Source organism: Frigoribacterium sp. Leaf8, assembly GCF_001421165.1.
Taxonomy (GTDB): Bacteria; Actinomycetota; Actinomycetes; order Actinomycetales; family Microbacteriaceae; genus Frigoribacterium.
This window is the reverse complement of the sequence record NZ_LMKB01000001.1, coordinates 446,146-463,099: the sequence shown is the minus strand read 5'-3', so window position 1 is coordinate 463,099 and position 16,954 is coordinate 446,146. Positions and strand designations below refer to the sequence as shown.

Genomic DNA, 16,954 nt, shown 5'->3' with positions numbered 1-16,954 from the left:
GGTTCTGCCAGGGGCCGCCGATCGACTGCGCGTTGGTCTCGGTCACGAGGAAGGGCGCCTGCGCCGACGAGAACGCCCGGTCGCCCCACTGCTGCAGGGCCCAGACGCCGGTGTGCCACCAGCCGGCCTCGCGGGGCACCTCGACGCCGAGCGTCAGGCCGTCCTGCATCTTGTAGTACGGGTTCCCGGCGGTGACGTCGAGGCTCTCGACGAGCCGCTCGTCGGCGACCTGCGGGCGCGAGTACGAGATGCAGGTGGTGACGAACTGGTCGTCGCGGGCGTACTCGCGGACGACGTCGGCCTGCCAGGCGATCAGCTCGTCGGCCAGCTCGCCCTGGAACCGCCGCCACTCGAGGTCGTACTGCGGCTGCACGTTGCCGTCGGGACGCCAGAGCTGCGACCACTCGGTCAGCCGGTGCGACCAGTAGACCAGGCCCCACTCCTCGTTGAGGCGCTCGACGGTGCCGTACTTGCGCTGCAGCCAGGCCACGAAGCGGTCGAAGACCTGGTCGTTGCGCGGGCGCTCGTTGCCGGGCTCGTTGTCGACCTGCCAACCGATCACGGCGGGGTGCTGCGCGTAGCGCTCGACGACCTTGCGGACGACGCGCTCGGCGTAGAAGCGGTAGGCGGGGTGGCTCTGGTCCATCTCCTGTCGGGCGCCCCAGCCGGCGCGGACGCCGGTGGTCCGCTCGGCGGCGATCTCGGGGTGGCGCACCTGCAGCCACGGCGGCACCGCGTAGGTCGGGGTGCCGAGCACCACCGCGATGCCGCGGGCGTGGGCGCCGTCGAGCACGGGCTGGAGCCAGTCGAGGTCGAACTCGCCCTCGCGCGGCTCCCACGTCGACCAGACCGACTCGCCCACGCGGATCACCGTGAAGCCCGCCTCGACCATCAGGTCGAGGTCGCGGTCGAGGGTGCCCGCCTGCTGGTACTCGGCGTAGTAGGCGGCTCCGAAGAGCACCCCGGAGTGGCGTGGAGCAGAAGTCATCGTTGACCCGTTCGTGTGTGTCGGCTGCGGTGGCGACCGCCGACGTCGTCCCGCGCGTGCTCGGGACGTCGATCGATGTTCGGTGGATGTTGTCGATAACATCGGCGTCTGCGGAGAACGTAACCCACGCGCCGCCACCTGCGCAAGACCCCGTCGTCGACGGGTCCCCGGGGGAGGAGGCGCGGGTCGGCCCGCGCGGCTCGGCCTGCGCCGGTGGGCCTGCGCCGATGGGCCCGCGCCCGGGGGCGTCAGCCGCGCGCGGGTGCGGTCGAGGCGCGCGCGACGAGGGACGGCACCGGCAGGCGGCTGGCCGTGTCGGGGCTGCGTCCCTCGATGTGGGCGATCAGCGACGTCATCACGTGCGCCCCCTCGAAACCGAAGTCGAGCGCCACGGTGGAGAGCGACGGCACCATGAACCGCGCCTCGGGAGTGTCGTCGTTGCCGACCACGCTGACCTCGTGCGGCACCGAGACGCCCTCGGCGGCGAGGGCGGCGAGCAGCCCCATCGCCATGGCGTCGTTCGCGACGGCGATGGCGGTGAAGTCGTCCGTCCGGGCGGCCAGTCGCAGCCCGATGTCGTAGCCGGCCGCCGCGGACCAGTCGCCGACGTCGGTGACCGTCACCGCGCCTCCGGACCCGGTCACCGCCTGGCGGAACCCGTCGGCGCGCTCGCGGGCGGCCAGCCACTGGTCCGGCCCGGCGACGTAGGCCACGCGGCGGTGGCCGAGGCCCACGAGGTGCTCGGCCGCGACCCGGCCGGCGTGCTCGTTGATCGACTCGGTGGTGCCCTCGACCATCAGCCCGAAGTCACGCGCCACGGGCACCGAGATCGCCCGGCGTTCGAGCGCCGACCGGGCGACGGCGGTCTGCGCGGTCACGACGATGCCGGCGATCTGCTGCCCGAGCATCAGGTCGAGGGCGTCGTCGACCGAGCGTTCGTCGCCGCCGTCCATCGAGACGATGTCGGTGACGTAGCCGAGCGAACGCGCGGCCTCGGTGGCCCCGGCGATCGTGCGGGCGGGCCCCGACTGGTGCATGTTGTCGGCGAGCAGCCCGATGCGGTTCGTCCGCTGCAGGCGCAGGTAGCGGGCCGCCGAGTTGGGGCGGTACTCGAGCTCGGCGAGGGCCTGCTCGACCTTCTCGCGGGTGGCGGGACGGATGCCCTCGAACCCCCGCAGGAACCTGCTGACGGTCTGGTGCGAGACGCCCGCGCGCTTCGCCACGTCGTAGATCGTGGCGTCCTTCATGCCCCGAGGGTAGCGGTGCCCGGAGGCCCGTGCCCCGCCGGGGGCGAGCCCGGGGCGTGGACGGACCCGGGCTGTGGACGCGCCCGGCTAGGCGGTGCGCTCGATCTCGCGGGTGATGCCGACGAGCACGCGGCGCATGTACGGCGCCCAGGCGAAGCGCACGATCCCGCGCACGATCGCCCCGCGCCCCGGTCGGGCGAAGAACGAGTAGGTCCAGTCGACCCGCGTGCGCCCGCTCGGGGTCGCCCGGTAGCTCCAGTCCGCGCGGCCGCCCGTCACCAGCCGCCCGAGCAGCCCGGTGAACTCGCTGAGCTCGTAGACGAAGACCCCGTCGGGCTCCACGCGCACGAGGCTCTCGACGACGCTGCTGCCGTCCGACAACTCGAGCCGACGGGTGCGCCCCACGGCGTCCCACGGGCCGGTCTGGTCGTGGACGGCCACGACGGCCGGGATCACCCCCGCCCGCGGATAGAACCCGACGGGGGTCAGCGGCGTCGCGATGCTCCACGCCCGGTCGAGCGGAGCGGCGGCGACGCGCGCGGTGCTCGCGCTCGCGGTGACGGTCATGCCGGGGGGTTCGGAACGGAGGGCGCGAACGACGGGACGGGTCCTCCCCAGGCGCCCCGCGCCTCCTGACCGTCCCCCCAGGAGGCGCGGGTCGGCTCCCGGGGACGCCGGACGAGAGCAGACTGGCCGCGTGAAGACGACGACGTTACCCACCACCGACCGCCCCGCCTCGACCATCGTCCTCGGGCTCATGCGCATCTCGGGCATGACCGACGACGCGATCCGTGAACTCGTGGCCGAGGCCCGAGACCTCGGCATCGACTTCTTCGACCACGCCGACGTGTACGGCGACCACCCCCACCACTGCGAGCAGCGCTTCGGCGACGCCGTCACCATGACCTCGTCCGAGCGCGACGCGATCCAGCTGCAGAGCAAGGTCGGCATCCGTGACGGCTTCTGGGACTTCTCGACCGAGCACATCCTCGAGTCGGTCGACGCCTCGCTCGCCGCCCTGCACACCGACCGCCTCGACGTCCTGCTGCTGCACCGCCCCGACGCCCTCGTCGAGCCCGACGAGGTGGCCGCCGCCTTCGACCAGCTGCACGCCGCCGGCAAGGTGCGCCACTTCGGCGTCTCGAACCACACGCCCGCCCAGGTCGAGCTGCTCAAGCGCAGCGTGACGCAGCCGCTGATCGTCAACCAGGTGCAGCTCAGCATCACCCACGCGCCGCTGATCGCGGCGGGCGTCGCGGCCAACATGGCCGGGCTCGACCAGTCCGTCGACCGCGACAACGGCATCCTCGACCACAGCCGCCTGAACGACATGACCCTGCAGGCCTGGTCGCCGTTCCAGAAGGGGTTCTTCGACGGCGTGTTCCTCGGCGACCGCGACGGCTACCCCGAGCTCAACGACGTCATCGACGAGCTCGCTGCCAAGTACGACGTCCCGCCGTCGGCGATCCCCGTGGCCTGGATCACCCGGCACCCGGCCCGGATGCAGGTCGTGCTCGGCACCACGAGCGTCGCGCACCTCCGCGACAGCGCCGCGGGGTCGGACGTGCCCCTGACCCGGCCCGAGTGGTACCGGCTCTTCACGGCGGCCGGGCACACGCTGCCGTAGCGCGCTGCCGTAGCGCGCTGCCGTAGCGCGCTGCGCTGCCCTGCGCTGGGCTGGGCTGGGCTGGGCTGGGCTGGGCTGGGCTGCGCTGCGCCCGCCGGTCCGCCCCCCATCCCTTTCCTCCCGCTCGCCGTCACGAAGTAAACACACCGCCACCTTTTTGCGTGGCGGGTTGTTTACTTCGTGGCGGGGTGGCGGGGTGGCGGGGTGGCGGGGTGGCGAGCCGAGCGGGATGAGCGGCGGGGCGGCGGGGTGGCGGGCCGAGCGGCCGAGCGGCGGAGCGGCGGAGCAGGCCGAGCGGCGGGCCGCATGCGGGGTCACACTCCGACCGGCACGGAGGGAATGTCCTAGGGTCGACAGGGCGTTGGGACGCACAGATCGGTGCAGAGACCGAGGTGCCTCCCGCGCCCCGTCCGCACCCCGAAGGGACCATCGTGACCCAGCCCAAGATGAACGTCGAGTCGTTCAACCTCGACCACCGCACCGTCGCCGCGCCCTACGTGCGCGTCGCCGACCAGAAGACGTTGCCGCACGGCGACGTCATCACCAAGTTCGACGTCCGGTTCACCCAGCCGAATGAGGCTCACCTCGACATGGCGTCGGTCCACTCGCTCGAGCACCTCTTCGCCGAGCACTCCCGCAACCGCTCCGGCGACGTCATCGACTTCTCGCCGATGGGCTGCCAGACCGGTTTCTACCTGATCCTGCAGGGCGACCCCGCGATGGACGACGTCCTGTCGCTGATCGAGGGCACCCTCACCGACATCACCACCGCGACGGAGGTCCCCGCGGCCAACGAGGTCCAGTGCGGCTGGGGTGCCAACCACACGCTCGAGGGTGCCCAGGGCGTCGCCCGCGACTTCCTCGCGGCCCGCGACGAGTGGTCGACCGTCACCCGATGAGCGGGACGCACGCCGCGCCTCCTGCCGACGGGGTCGCGGCGGTCGCCGTCCCCCCGATCATCGTCGTCGTGGCGATGGCCGACGAGGCGGCACCGTTCGTCTCCCGGGCGTCGCGCGTCGACGAGCCGGTCGCCGTCGGCGGGTCGCTGCAGCGGGTCGTCGAGATCGACGGGGTCGAGCTGCTGCTCGTGCAGAGCGGCATCGGGTTCGTCAACGCGGCCGGAGCGGCCACGTCGGCCATCGTGCGGGCCGGCTCGCTCGAGGGTGTCGTGCCGACCGTGATCAGCGCCGGCACCGCTGCGGGCATGGGCGCCGGCATCGAGATCGGCGACGTCGTCGCGGGCTCGGAGTACGTCAACCTCGACGCCGACGCGCGCGTGTTCGGCTACCGGCTGGGGCAGGTCCCCGGGATGCCGGCCAGCTTCCACGCCGACGAGTCCCTGATGGAGGCGGCGGTCGCGTACGACACGTCCGTCCCGTCCGACACGTCGGCTGGCTCGGGCGAGACGTCGGCCGGGTCGGACGGCACGTCCGGTGGTCCGTGGGCCGTGCGCCCGGGGTTGATCGCGTCGAGCGACGCGTTCATGACCGCCGAGCGCGTGATCGGCGTGCGCAGCGCCTTCGCCGACGTCGTCGACGTGGACGCCGTCGACATGGAGTCGATGGCGATCGCGCAGACCTGCCACGTCCATCACGTGCCGTTCGTCTCGGTGCGCGGCATCAGCGACCTCGCCGGTCCGGACGCCCACGACGTGCACGACGAGAACCTCGCCCTGACGGCGGGGCGATCGGCGGACGTCACGATGCACCTCGTGCGGGCGATCACCGCGCGCTGAGCGATGGGCTGCGCCGGCCGCGCTGCGCCGGCTGCGCTGCGCTGGCTACCGCGCGGTGCGGCGCTGCGCGGCGCCGCGCCGCGCCCGCGTCGCCTGGTGACGGCGCCGGCTGCCGTCGCGCTCCTCGGCCGCCAGCCCGCGCCTCCTTCTCGATGCACCCGGTGTCGAACGATGCACCCGCTTGCTCGTGGGTGCATCGTTCGGAGGCGGGTGCATCGGCACGAGCGGCACCGAGCGCATCCACCCCGCTGACGACACGAGCCTGAAACACGCGTGCCGTCGCGACGAAACGCGCGTTTCGTACGCTGGCGGCGACCACCCGACATCCCCACGATCAGGAGTCCCGATGTCACAGTCCTCGCCCGAGTCACCCGAGCCGCCCGCTTCCCCGGTCGCGACCGCCGGGCCGCCCGAGACGACACACCCCGTCGACCGCGTCCCCCCGCTGCGGAGGCTCTTCCCACTCGGCCTGCAGCACGTGCTCGCGATGTACGCCGGGGCGGTCGCCGTGCCCCTCATCGTCGGCGGAGCGCTGGTCGGCATGGGCCAGCTCGAGCCCGGCGACATCGCCTACCTGATCAGCGCCGACCTGTTCGTGGCCGGCATCGCGACGATCGTGCAGTCCGTCGGGTTCTGGCGCTTCGGGGTGCGGCTGCCCCTGATGCAGGGCTGCACCTTCGCCGCCGTCGGACCGATGATCGTGATCGGTGGCGAGTACGGCATCACGGCCATCTACGGCTCGGTCATCGCGAGCGGCGTCTTCATGATGCTGCTCGCCCCGTTCTTCTCGAAGCTGGTGCGGTTCTTCCCGCCGATCGTCACGGGCACGGTCATCCTGATCATCGGCGTCTCGCTGATGGACGTCGCCGCCGGCTGGGTCGGAGGAGGCGCGGGTTCCGACGACTTCGGACGCCCGCTCGACGTCGCCTTCGCCGCGGGCACCCTGCTGCTGATCATCCTCATCGAGCGGTTCGCGCCTCCTGCGCTCCGCCGCCTGTCGATCCTGCTGGGGCTCGTCGTCGGCACCCTCGTCGCCTGGCCGTTCGGGCTGACCGACTGGAGCGGAGTGGGCGAGAGCGCCTGGTTCGGGCTCGCCCTGCCGTTCCACTTCGGACTGCCGACCTTCCCGGTGAGCGCGATCGTGTCGATGTGCATCGTCGGCCTGGTGATCATGACCGAGACCACCGGCGACATCATCGCGGTGGGCGAGATCGTCGACCGCCCGGTGACGCCGCGACGACTGGCCGACGGGCTGCGGGCCGACGGCCTGTCGACCGTCATCGGCGGCGTCTTCAACACGTTCCCGTACACCGCGTTCGCGCAGAACGTCGGCCTGGTCAGCATCACCGGCGTGAAGTCGCGGTACGTGGCGACGCTGGCGGGGGGCATCCTCGTGGTGCTCGGGTTGGTGCCCGCGCTCGGGGCCGTCGTCGAGGGCGTGCCCGTGGCGGTGCTCGGCGGGGCGGGCGTCGCGCTGTTCGGCATGGTCGCGGCGAGCGGCATCCGGACGCTGTCGAAGGTGCGGTTCACGAACTCGAACATCCTGATCGTGGCGGTCGCGCTGGGCGTGAGCCTGCTGCCGACGGTCAGCCCCGAGATCTACGCGCAGTTCCCGACCTGGTTCACGATCGTCTTCGACTCGGGCATCAGCGCCGGCGCGATCGTCGCCGTGCTGCTGAACCTGCTGCTCAACTCGCCGCGGATGCAGGCGCGCGACGAGGGTGCGGACCGTGACGTGTCGGCGCACGACGCCGTGCGCGGGCCCGCGGCACCGGCCGGCGCGACCGAGCGCGAGGGCTGAGCCGGGCCCGGGCTGGCCGGGCCCGGGGGCTGGACCTGGCCGCCGGGCTGGGCCCGACCGCGGGCTGGCCCGGGCCCAGCCCGCGCTCGCGTCGCACCGTCGACTGGACGTCGCGCCGCGCATGTCGGCGGTGCGACGTTCATTCGGTGGTGCGACTCGTGGTCCGGGCCGGGCCGGCCCGGCCCGGGCCCGGCCCGCCCCGCTCTGCCCGGCTCAGCGACCGCCGGCGAGGCGCCAGAGGCGGTCGCGCGACATCGGCAGTTCGTGGGGCCGCACGCCGAGGGCGTCGCGGATCGCGTTGGCCAGGGCGGGTGCCACCGGGTTGTACGGCGCCTCGCTCATCGACTTGGCGCCGAGCGGACCGAGGTCGTCGTGCGTGGTCGCGAAGTGCACCTCGGTCTGGGGCACGTCCCCGAACTTGGGCATCCGGTAGTTGCGGAACGCCGTCGTCAGCACGCGACCCTCGTCGTCGAGCATCATCTCTTCGTAAAGGGCCGTGCCGATCGCCTGCGCCGTGCCGCCCTCGACCTGCCCCCGCAACTGCTCGGGGTTCAGCACGACGCCGGCGTCCGCCGCCTGCACCGAGCGCAGCAGGCGCACCTCGCCGCTCGCCCGGTCGACGGCGACCTCGAAGCCGTGCACGTTGAACGCCACCGAGCGTGGGGTGCCGTCGTGGGAACCGTCGGCGGTGAGCGGACCGTCGGCCAGCAGCCGGTCGCCGGACACCAGGACGGTCGCGTCGACACCGGGGCCGACCCGCACCACGACGCCGCCCGCGACCACCTCGGGGGCGGTGCCGGTGTCGACGGCGTGACCCGCGCCTCCGGCGATCGCCAGCGCGCGGTCGACCATCGCCGCTCGTAGCTTGTGGGCGGCGGCGAGCAGGGCCTTGCCGGCGACGACGACGCCGGCCGACCCGTACGCGCCCGTGTCGTACCGGGCCACGTCGGTGTCGGACTGCCGGACGACGACCCGGTCGGGCGTGGTGCCGAGCGCCGAGGCCACGAGCTGGGTGTGCACGGTCGTCGTCCCGTTGCCGAACTCGGCCGTGCCGACGCCGATGTCGTAGCGGCCGTCGGACAGCAGCTCGATCGAGGTGTCGGCGAAGTGACCGCGTGGCGGGATCGTGGCGATCATGGCCAGCGCCATGCCGCGCCCGGTGACCCAGGTCGGGCCGACGGGGGCAGGAGGCGCGCCTTCGGGGGCAGGGGACTCCAGCGCCTGCTCGACCAGGTCGAGGCACTGGTCGAGTCCGTAGCTGCCGATCAGCAGATCGCTCTCCTCGTCGGGGTCGGTGACCACCATCGGGTCGCCGGGGACGATCACGTTGCGGCGGCGCAGCTCGAACGGGTCGATGCCGAGCTCGCGGGCCAGTTCGTCCATCGCGGACTCGACGGCGAAGACGACCTGCCCCAGCCCGTACCCGCGGAACGCCCCCGAGGGCAGGTTGTTCGTGTAGACCGACTCGGCGTCCACGCGCTTGTTCGGACAGCGGTAGACGCTCGTCGACTCGTGCACCGAGTGGTACATCACGCCGACGCCGTGGTTGCCGTAGGCGCCCGTGTCCATCAGCTGGTCGACGTGCAGCGCGGTCAGCACCCCGTCGCTCGTCGCGCCGACGCGCACGCGGACGCGCATCGGGTGGCGGGTCGGCGCGATCGTGAACTCGTCCTCGCGGGTGAACTCGTACTGCACGGGTCGACCGGTGCGCAGCACGGCGAGGGCGACGAGGTCTTCGGTGATGAGCTCTTGCTTGCCTCCGAAACCGCCGCCCACGCGGGCGGCGAAGACCCGGACCTGCTCCTGCGGCAGCCCGAAGACGTGGGCCAGCTCGTCCCGCACGAGGAACGGCACCTGGCTCGCCGTGCGGACGACGAGGCGCCCGTCGTCGTCGAGCCAGCCGCGCGAGGCGTGCGTCTCGAGCGCGCCGTGCGAGACGCGCTGCGTGCGCCAGGTGCCCTCGACGACGGCGTCGGCCTGCGCCAGGCCGGCCTCGACGTCGCCCGTCTCGTCGTGCATCGCGGCCACGGTGTTGCGCTCGGGGAACGCGATGCGCGACGCCTCGACGGTCTTCTCGCCGTGCAGCAGCGGTGCCCCGGGGGAGCGCGCCGTCTCGGGGTCGAACACGGCGGGCAACGGTTCGTACTCGACCACGATCGCGGCCAGGGCGTTCGTCGCCGTGCGGACGTCGTCCGCGACGACCGCGGCGACGCGCTGCCCTCGGAACCGCAGCACGGGGTCGAGGACCAGGCCGTCGTCCGGGTCGTCCTCGCGGTCCTCGTGGCGACCGGTCGAGAACAACGTCGCGGGGGAGTCGCGGTGGGTCAACACCAGGTGCACGCCGGGCAGCGCCTCGGCGGCACTCGTGTCGATCGAGGTGATGCGGGCGTGGGGGTGCGGGCTGCCGAGCACGGCGAGGTGCAGCAGCTTCGTCGTGCTGCGGAAGTCGAGCGTGTACGGCTCGCTGCCGGACGCCACGCGCAGGGCCGCCGGGGCCTTCACCGACCGACCGGCCGCCTCGCCGTCGGCCGGGGCCACCGTGTTCGAGACGCCGCAGATCGCGTCGCCGATCGCCCGGTACCCCGTGCACCGGCACAGGTTGCCCTTCAGGAGGCGCGGGAGGTCGTCCGCGTCGGCCTCGGTGAACGTCGAGGCCGTCACCACCATGCCGGCCGTGCAGAAGCCGCACTGGAACCCGGCCGCGTCCGCGAACGCCTGCTGCACGGGGTGGGGGTGCTCGGGGGTGCCGAGGCCGGCCGCCGTCGTCACGGCCCGGCCCTCGAGCCGGTGCGCGGGATAGATGCACGAGTGCACGGGCTCGCCGTCGACCAGCACCGAGCACGCGCCGCAGTCGCCCGCGTCGCAGCCCTTCTTGACCGAGTGGACGCCGTGCTCGCGCAGCACCGTCCGCAGCACCTGGCCGGGGTCGACGTCGGCGTCGAGCGGGAGGCCGTCGACCTCGAACGTGACGTGTCTCGGGGTCATCGCGCGCCTCCGGGGGTCGTGGTGGTGGGCGGCGTCCGCCTCGCGCGGGCGGCCGCGCTGCGCGGGTCGTGGGTCGACTCGCGCACGGGTCGCGCCGGCGCGTCGGTGGCGGGTCGTCCGAGCTCGACGCGCAACTCGTCGGCGAAGCGGGCGCTCATCGCGCGGCGCCAGTCGGGGTCGCCGTGGGGGTCGGAGTACCAGCAGTCGATGCGGCCGAGAGCGTCCGCCAGGGCCCGCTCGCCGGGCACCTCGTCGAAGCGCAGCTGGACGGGACGGGTCGTCCCCGCCGTGATCGTGACCACGAACTCGCCGTCGAGGCCGAGCCGGGCCGTGACCAGCGTGCCCGAGCGGCCCAGGGGGCTCAGCGAGATGCGCCGGAACCCGGTACGGGAGCGCAGGGACCCGAGCGGCACCTCGAGGGTGCGCAGCACCTCACCCTGCTCGAGGGTGTTCTGCACCACTCCGGTCACGAAGGAGGACACGGGCTGGCGGCGCTCGCCCCCGTCGGTCGTCCAGACGACGGCCGTGGCGTCGAGCGTGGCCATGAGCGACGTCATGGCCCCGGCAGGCAGCCCGAGGGCGACGTTGCCGCCGACCGTCGCGACGTTCCAGATCTTGAACGAGGCGAGCAGCGAGTTCGCGCACTGGTCGACGAGCGGGTGGGCGACCCAGTCGGCGTCGGCGGGCAGCCGCAGCAGCTCGGCGATGGTGCAGGTGGCGGCGACGCTGACGACGTCGCGGCCGTCGGCGGCGATGCCGCGCTCGACCGGCGTCCACCCGAGCGAGGTCAGATCGACCAGGCCGGTCAGCCCGGGCTGCCGCTCCGAGAACAGCCACGTGCCACCGCCGAGGGGCCGCTCGCCGGGCGCGAAGACCATCTCGTCGCGGCGTGACGGGGTGCGGATCTCGCGAACGGTGGTCAGGTCCATGGGAGACCCCACTCTGCACGACGGGCGTTTCGAGCATGTGTCGGCTCGCTCGGCGTCGAACGACCGGCCCCGGCGCGGAGCCGCCGACACCGCAGCCGCGTCGGGTGGAGGGCCGGGACGAGAGCCGGAGCCGCGGCGAGGGCCGGGGACGGGGTCGCACCACCGTCCTGTGGTCGAACCACGCTCGAGGGTGGTTCCACGACGCGCACGTGGTGCGAGCGGACGCGGACGTGGTGCGAGCGGCTGCGGACGTGGTGCGAGCGGCCACGGACGTGGTGCGAGCGGCCACCCGGCCCGGCGCGCCCGGGTGCCGCGTCGCCGGACGCCCGGGAGGCGCGGGTCGGCCAGCCGTGCCCGTCGCCTCGGGGCACCGTCGCTAGGGTGTGCGTCATGATCGAGCTCGACGACGCCACCCTGCGTTCGCACCTGCTGGCCGCCCTCGCCGTCGAGCGATGGGTCGACGACGTCGCGGCGCAGGCGCCGTTCGCCGACTCCGATGCCCTGATCACGGTCGCGGCCGCCGCCGCCACGCCGCTCAGCGCCGCCGAGATCGACGAGGCGATGGCGCACCACCCGCGCATCGGTGAGAAGCCGGTCGGCGACGGCGCCGCCCAGGCGTTCAGCCGGCGCGAGCAGGGTTCGGCGGTCGACGCCGACGACGAGACGCTCGCGCAGCTGCTGGTCGAGGGCAACGCCGCGTACGAGCAGCGCTTCGACCGGGTGTTCCTGATCCGCGCCGCCGGTCGGAGCCGGGCCGAGATCGTGGGTGAGCTGCACCGCCGGCTCGGGCTCGACGACGACACCGAGCTGCGCATCGTCGGAGCCGAGCTGCGCGACATCGCCCTGCTGCGGTTGCAGTCGACCTTCGCCGAGTCGGCACCCACCGGGTCGGCACCCGCCGGGTCGGCACCCGCCGGCCACGACGAGGCCCGAGCATGAGCCACGTCACGACGCACGTCCTCGACGCCGCACTGGGCCGCCCGGCCGCCGACATCCCCGTCGCGCTCTACGACGCACGGGGCAGCGAACTCGCCACCGGCGTCACGAACGCCGACGGGCGCGTGCCCGAACTCGGCCCGGACGCCCTGCCCGCCGCCGACTACCGACTGGTCTTCGAGACCGCCGCCTACTTCGCGGCGGCCGGGCGTGACACGTTCTACCCGCGGGTGACCATCGACTTCACCCTCGCCGACGAGTCGAGCCACTACCACGTGCCGGTGCTGCTCAGCCCGTTCGCGTACTCGACCTACCGCGGCAGCTGACCCCCCTCGCACGACGACTCAGTAATCGGTGCGGTGGTCGTGGCTCGCCCACGCCTCGAACGGCGCCGGTGCGTTCGCCGGGCGCACCTCGTCAACGGGGAGGTCCCAGGTCGACCGGTCGCGCGCGAACAGTTCGTAGAACTCGAGGTCGTCGAAACCGCCTCGCGCGGCGTCGTGCCGGTCCGCGGCGTACACGACCCGGTCGACCCTGGCCCAGAGCGACGCCGAGAGGCACAGCGGGCACGGTTCGCACGAGGTGTAGAGGGTCGTGCCGGCGAGGGAGAAGTCGCCGACCACCCGGCAGGCCGCGCGGATGGCGGTGACCTCGGCGTGCGCGGTGGGGTCGAGGTCGGCCGTCACCCGGTTCCGACCCTCGGCCACGAGTTCGTCACCCCGCACGATGACGGCCCCGAACGGTCCGCCCCCGTTCGCGACGTTCTCGACGGCCAGTTCGATGGTGCGGGCCAGCCAGCGGGCGTCGTCGGCGTCGGTCACGGTGTCTCCTCGGGGTGGGGCGGGGGTGGGGCGGTTCGGCTCGACGAGGCTCATGCGAGACCCGCGGAGGCGCGCCACGCGTCGTGGGCCGGCGGGGCGTCGTCGCGCAGCACGGTCGCCTCGATCAGACCGTACGGGCGATCGGCGGCCCAGAAGACCTCGCCCGGGTTCTCGAGGCCGAAGGGCGACAGGTCGTAGGCGAAGTGGTGCTTGTTCGGTGCCTTCAGGCGCACCTCGACGATCGAGGGGATCGCCTCGAGGACGGCCGTGCCCATGTGCCACAGGGTCTGCTGCAGGGCGAGCGACTGCAGGGTGGCGAACTCGCGGACCATCAGGCGCTTGACCTCGGCGTACGTGGCCTCCCAGTCGACGTCGGTCGTGCCGAAGCGCCACTTCGCGTCGAGCGCCGTCGCCATGACCCGGTCGTGCGTCTCGGGCAGGGTCGTGAACTCGTCGGTCAGGAACCCGGCGAACTCGGAGCCGGTCGACTTGAGCAGGACCAGGTCTTTCAGCCCGCCCACGACGTACTCGCCGGTGCCGTCGACCGTGACGGCGGCGGTGCGCACCTCTTGACCCGAACGCAGCCAGGTGTGGTCGTGCTCGCTGCCGTCGACCACGGCCCGCTGCCAGTCGTACTGCTCGATCTCGATGCGGGCACCCGTCACGGGTTCGACGTCGTGGACGAAGTGGCGGGCGAGCTCGAGCCCGAAGCGCTCGACGGCTTCGACGCCCTTCGACTTCGCGAACGCGAACGCAGTGTTCTTCTGGGTGTCGGTCGGCAGGACAGCACTCTGGTCGCCGCGGAGGTACGCCGCGTCGAAGGGGCCCCGCAGTGCCGTCGTGACGTTGACGTCGCGGATCTCGTGTCGGGGCCCGTCGCGGTAGAAGCGCACGAGCCGCGACTCCGCCTTGCCGTACTGGTTGTCGCCGAGGATGATCGCCATGCGGCGATGATCACACAACCGTGTGAACGACTTGTTTCACGATCGGCGATTTGTGAACAACTCGTTTCAGAGGGCTTATCGGGACGAGGCGTCCACTCGCTACTGTGCTGGGCATGGCGAACTCCGAGGCGACCCCCGCACCTCCGTCGGGCCCCGTTCCCGCGACCCCGATCCTGCAACCCCTGTCGCCGGACGACCGTGGCGATGCCCTCCCCTACGTGCCGGCGACCCTGGCCACGACCCTGTGGGGGCGCCTGCCCTGTGCCTCTGACGAGCCCGTGCTCACCATCGACCCGGGCACGGCCGTCCTCATCGACACCCTCAGCCACGAGGGCGTGCTCGACGACCAGGGCCGTGATCCTCAGGCCTTCTTCGCCCGCCACGGGGTGCCCCCCGAGCACGTGCTCGACGACGCGGTCGCCCTGGCCGCCGCGAGCGACGACCAGCACGGTCGCGATCCGGGTGCCGACGGCCCGCACGTCGTGACGGGCCCCATCGCGATCCGCGGCTCCCAGCCCGGCGACGTCGTCACGATGACCCTGCTCGACGCGACACCTCGCGTGCCGTACGGCGTCATCTCCAACCGCCACGGTCGCGGGGCCCTCGCCGGCGAGTTCCCGCTCGGCGCCGATCCGGTCAGCGTCTTCGCGGCCGTCGACCACGAACCCGACGGCTCCCTGGTCGGCACGTTGCCGCTCGTGCCCGGTGCCGGCCATACGGTGCGGTTCCCGCTGCACCCGTTCCTCGGCATCATGGGGGTCGCCGTCGCGGGCGACGAGCGACCGCACTCGGTGCCACCGGGTCCGCACGGGGGCAACGTCGACATCGCCCTGCTGACCGAGGGTGCGTCCCTGCACCTGCCCGTCCAGGTGCCCGGGGCCCTCGCCTACGTGGGTGACCCGCACTTCGCCCAGGGCGACGGCGAGGTCGCACTCACCGCGATGGAGGCCAGCCTGCGCGTGACCGTCCGGTTCGACCTGGTGCCGCGCGCCGAGGCCGTGGCGCTGTTCGGCGAGATCTCCGGGCCGCTCGCCGAGACCGCCGAGTCGCTGGTGCCGACCGGCCTCGACGAAGACCTCGACGAGGCGGTCCGCGCCTGCGTCCGAGCGGCGATCGACCTGCTCGAGGCCCGCTACGGCATGGACCGCAGCCTCGCCTACGCCTACCTCTCGGCGGCGACCGACTTCGACATCTCGCAGGTCGTCGACCTCGTCAAGGGCGTCCACGCCCGCATCCGCAAGGCGGACTTCGGTGGCTGACGCGACCGGTACACCGCCGGGCCACCCCGAGGAGGCACGGGTCGGCTCGGGCACCGTCCCCACCTCGGTCGAAGGAGAACTGCCCGACGGCCTGCTCGAGGCGTTCGACGCCTACGAACGCGCACTCGCCGCCGACGACCAGGCCGCGCTCGCCGCGGCCTTCGAACCGACCGCCACCGTCATGCGCGCCGACGCCGGTGGGCTGCTGGTGGGGCACGACGCGATCACGGCCTTCCGGGGGAGGCGCGGGTCCGGTCCGGTCCGACGGGTGGTCGAGTGCCACGTCCGGGTCGTCACCGCCGACGTGGCGATCGTCGTGTCGGTCAACGCCCCGGCCGCCGGGGGTCGTGGTGTCATCACGCAGCTCTGGCGCCGCGATCCGGATGCGGGTCCGGTGGGTGCCCGCTCCTGGCGGATCGCCTCGGCCCAGGTGCAGGCGTCGCCGCCGGCGATCGACCGCCGGGTCTGGCGGGTCGTGGGCGAGCCGCTCGTCTCGGGAAGCCGAGGGGACGACTCGACCGGCACGGCGCCTCCTGCCCTCTCGGGCGAGACGGTCGCCGTGAAGGACTTGTTCGCGGTCGCAGGCCACGCGATCGGGGCAGGCGTGCCTGCCCGGCTCGCGGGTGCGGCCCCCGAGTCCCGGCACGCGGCCGCGGTGCAGCACCTGCTCGACGCCGGGGCCGACCTGCGCGGCATCGCGCAGACCGACGAGTTCGCGTACAGCATCGCCGGACGCAACTCGGCCTACGGCACCCCTCCCAACCCGGCCGTGCCGGGTGCGATCCCCGGCGGCTCGACCAGTGGCCCGGCGGCGGCCGTGGCCCTCGGGCAGGTGAGCATCGCCCTGGGCACCGACACCGGCGGATCGCTCCGCGTGCCCGCGTCCTACCAGGGGCTCTGGGGCATCCGCACCACCCACGGGGCGGTCGATCGCGCCGGGCTGCTCCCGCTCGCGCCGAGCTTCGACACGGTCGGCTGGCTGACCCGCGAGGTCGACACCCTCCGTCGGGCGGCCCGGGCGTCGCTGCCCCTGGCCGACCAGATGTCGGTCGAGCCGTCGTACGTCGTCGATCCGCGGGTGCTCGCGTCGGTCGAGCCCGGCGTGCGCGCCGAGTTCGTGAGGGCTCTCGACGAGGCGACCGCCGCGGGGCGGGTCGAGCGTCCCGAGGAAGTCGTGCTGGGCGACGTCGCCCACCTCTTCGAGCTGTTCCGCGTGCTGCAGGCCTTCGAGGCCTGGCAGTCCGACGGCGACTGGATCACCGAGCACCCGGGCGAACTCGCCGCCGACGTGTCGGCCCGCTTCGCGTTCGGCGCGACGGTCTCGCCTGGGCAGGCCGAGGAGGCGCGGGTCGCCCTCGGCCACGAACGTCGTCGTCTCGAGGCCCTGCTCGACGGCCGGGTGCTGCTCCTGCCCAGCGCGTCCTCGGCCGCGCCCGCGCTCGGTGCGACCGCTGCCGAGGTGGACGCAGTGCGCTCGGCGACCCTCGGGCTGACCTGCATCGCCGGCGTGCTCGGCGCCCCCGCCGTGTCGGCGCCGGTCCTCGAGGTGCCGCTCGCCTCCGGGCGGAGCGCGCCCGTCGGGCTGTGCCTCGTGGGCCCCCGCGGGGCGGACTTGTCCCTGCTCGATCTCGCGGCGACCTGGGCGACCTGATGCCCGCCCCGGCCTGTGCCCGACGAGTTCA

At 73.3% G+C, this 16,954-nt stretch carries 15 protein-coding genes; 8 read left to right on the top strand and 7 right to left on the bottom strand.

Features of this window, described 5'->3' with window-relative positions; genetic code table 11:
- From ASL10_RS16440 to ASL10_RS02165, 3 genes are all read right to left on the bottom strand, one after another.
- Window positions 1–988, bottom strand: a 988-nt coding sequence (locus ASL10_RS16440; RefSeq protein WP_235452311.1) for a beta-galactosidase, incomplete at its 3' end; no start/stop codon positions are given.
- Window positions 989–1,236: 248 nt separating this feature from the next.
- Complete coding sequence (locus ASL10_RS02170) at window positions 1,237–2,235, bottom strand: LacI family DNA-binding transcriptional regulator (RefSeq protein ID WP_056043874.1); 999 nt, start codon at window positions 2,233–2,235, stop codon at window positions 1,237–1,239.
- Between the two features lie 87 nt (window positions 2,236–2,322).
- Window positions 2,323–2,802 (bottom strand): SRPBCC family protein, encoded by a 480-nt coding sequence (locus ASL10_RS02165; protein WP_056043870.1) that lies wholly within the window; start codon window positions 2,800–2,802, stop codon window positions 2,323–2,325.
- A gap of 130 nt (window positions 2,803–2,932) precedes the next feature.
- Between ASL10_RS02165 and ASL10_RS02160 the strand changes: the two genes are divergently transcribed.
- The 4 genes from ASL10_RS02160 (at window position 2,933) to ASL10_RS02145 (ending at window position 7,398) form a co-directional block, all read left to right on the top strand.
- On the top strand, window positions 2,933–3,862 hold the full coding sequence (locus ASL10_RS02160; RefSeq protein WP_056043866.1) for an aldo/keto reductase family oxidoreductase: 930 nt from the start codon (window positions 2,933–2,935) through the stop codon (window positions 3,860–3,862).
- A 446-nt stretch (window positions 3,863–4,308) separates the two neighbouring features.
- A complete protein-coding gene (locus ASL10_RS02155) occupies window positions 4,309–4,761 on the top strand; it encodes an S-ribosylhomocysteine lyase (RefSeq protein WP_043597358.1) in 453 nt (150 codons plus the stop codon).
- Window positions 4,758–5,597 (top strand): 5'-methylthioadenosine/S-adenosylhomocysteine nucleosidase, encoded by an 840-nt coding sequence (locus ASL10_RS02150; RefSeq protein WP_082460149.1) that lies wholly within the window; start codon window positions 4,758–4,760, stop codon window positions 5,595–5,597. The genes ASL10_RS02155 and ASL10_RS02150 overlap by 4 nt, the downstream gene beginning before the upstream one ends.
- Before the next feature lie 346 nt (window positions 5,598–5,943).
- Window positions 5,944–7,398, top strand: a complete 1,455-nt coding sequence (locus ASL10_RS02145) for a nucleobase:cation symporter-2 family protein (protein WP_082460076.1) — start codon at window positions 5,944–5,946, stop codon at window positions 7,396–7,398.
- Window positions 7,399–7,611: 213 nt separating this feature from the next.
- Here the strand turns inward: ASL10_RS02145 and ASL10_RS02140 are convergent, their stop codons facing one another.
- The gene (locus ASL10_RS02140) at window positions 7,612–10,383 is read right to left on the bottom strand and encodes a molybdopterin-dependent oxidoreductase (RefSeq protein WP_056043861.1); all 2,772 of its coding nucleotides are present in this window, start codon (window positions 10,381–10,383) and stop codon (window positions 7,612–7,614) included.
- Window positions 10,380–11,312 carry an FAD binding domain-containing protein gene (locus ASL10_RS02135; protein ID WP_082460075.1) on the bottom strand — a complete coding sequence of 311 codons (933 nt, stop codon included), beginning with the start codon at window positions 11,310–11,312 and terminating at the stop codon, window positions 10,380–10,382. Before ASL10_RS02135 ends, ASL10_RS02140 begins: the two co-directional genes overlap by 4 nt.
- Window positions 11,313–11,702: 390 nt before the next feature.
- Here ASL10_RS02135 and uraD point away from each other — a divergent pair, with 390 nt between their 5' ends.
- Both uraD and uraH read left to right on the top strand, forming a co-directional pair.
- The gene (gene uraD, locus ASL10_RS02130) at window positions 11,703–12,251 is read left to right on the top strand and encodes a 2-oxo-4-hydroxy-4-carboxy-5-ureidoimidazoline decarboxylase (protein WP_056043858.1); all 549 of its coding nucleotides are present in this window, start codon (window positions 11,703–11,705) and stop codon (window positions 12,249–12,251) included.
- Window positions 12,248–12,574, top strand: coding sequence for a hydroxyisourate hydrolase (uraH, locus tag ASL10_RS02125; RefSeq protein ID WP_056043857.1), 327 nt, complete (start codon window positions 12,248–12,250; stop codon window positions 12,572–12,574). The genes uraD and uraH overlap by 4 nt, the downstream gene beginning before the upstream one ends.
- 18 nt (window positions 12,575–12,592) lie before the next feature.
- Here the strand turns inward: uraH and ASL10_RS02120 are convergent, their stop codons facing one another.
- Together ASL10_RS02120 and pucL are read right to left on the bottom strand one after the other, a co-directional pair.
- Window positions 12,593–13,069 carry a nucleoside deaminase gene (locus ASL10_RS02120; RefSeq protein WP_235452301.1) on the bottom strand — a complete coding sequence of 159 codons (477 nt, stop codon included), beginning with the start codon at window positions 13,067–13,069 and terminating at the stop codon, window positions 12,593–12,595.
- Window positions 13,070–13,119: 50 nt separating this feature from the next.
- Entirely contained in the window at window positions 13,120–14,013 is an 894-nt protein-coding gene (pucL, locus tag ASL10_RS02115; protein ID WP_056043854.1) for a factor-independent urate hydroxylase, read from the bottom strand.
- Between the two features lie 113 nt (window positions 14,014–14,126).
- Here pucL and ASL10_RS02110 point away from each other — a divergent pair, with 113 nt between their 5' ends.
- Both ASL10_RS02110 and ASL10_RS02105 read left to right on the top strand, forming a co-directional pair.
- Window positions 14,127–15,272: an acetamidase/formamidase family protein gene (locus tag ASL10_RS02110; RefSeq protein WP_056044549.1), complete on the top strand. Its 1,146-nt coding sequence runs from the start codon at window positions 14,127–14,129 to the stop codon at window positions 15,270–15,272.
- Window positions 15,265–16,923, top strand: a complete 1,659-nt coding sequence (locus ASL10_RS02105) for an AtzH-like domain-containing protein (RefSeq protein WP_235452299.1) — start codon at window positions 15,265–15,267, stop codon at window positions 16,921–16,923. The genes ASL10_RS02110 and ASL10_RS02105 overlap by 8 nt, the downstream gene beginning before the upstream one ends.
- The last annotated feature ends 31 nt before the right edge of the window (window positions 16,924–16,954 follow it).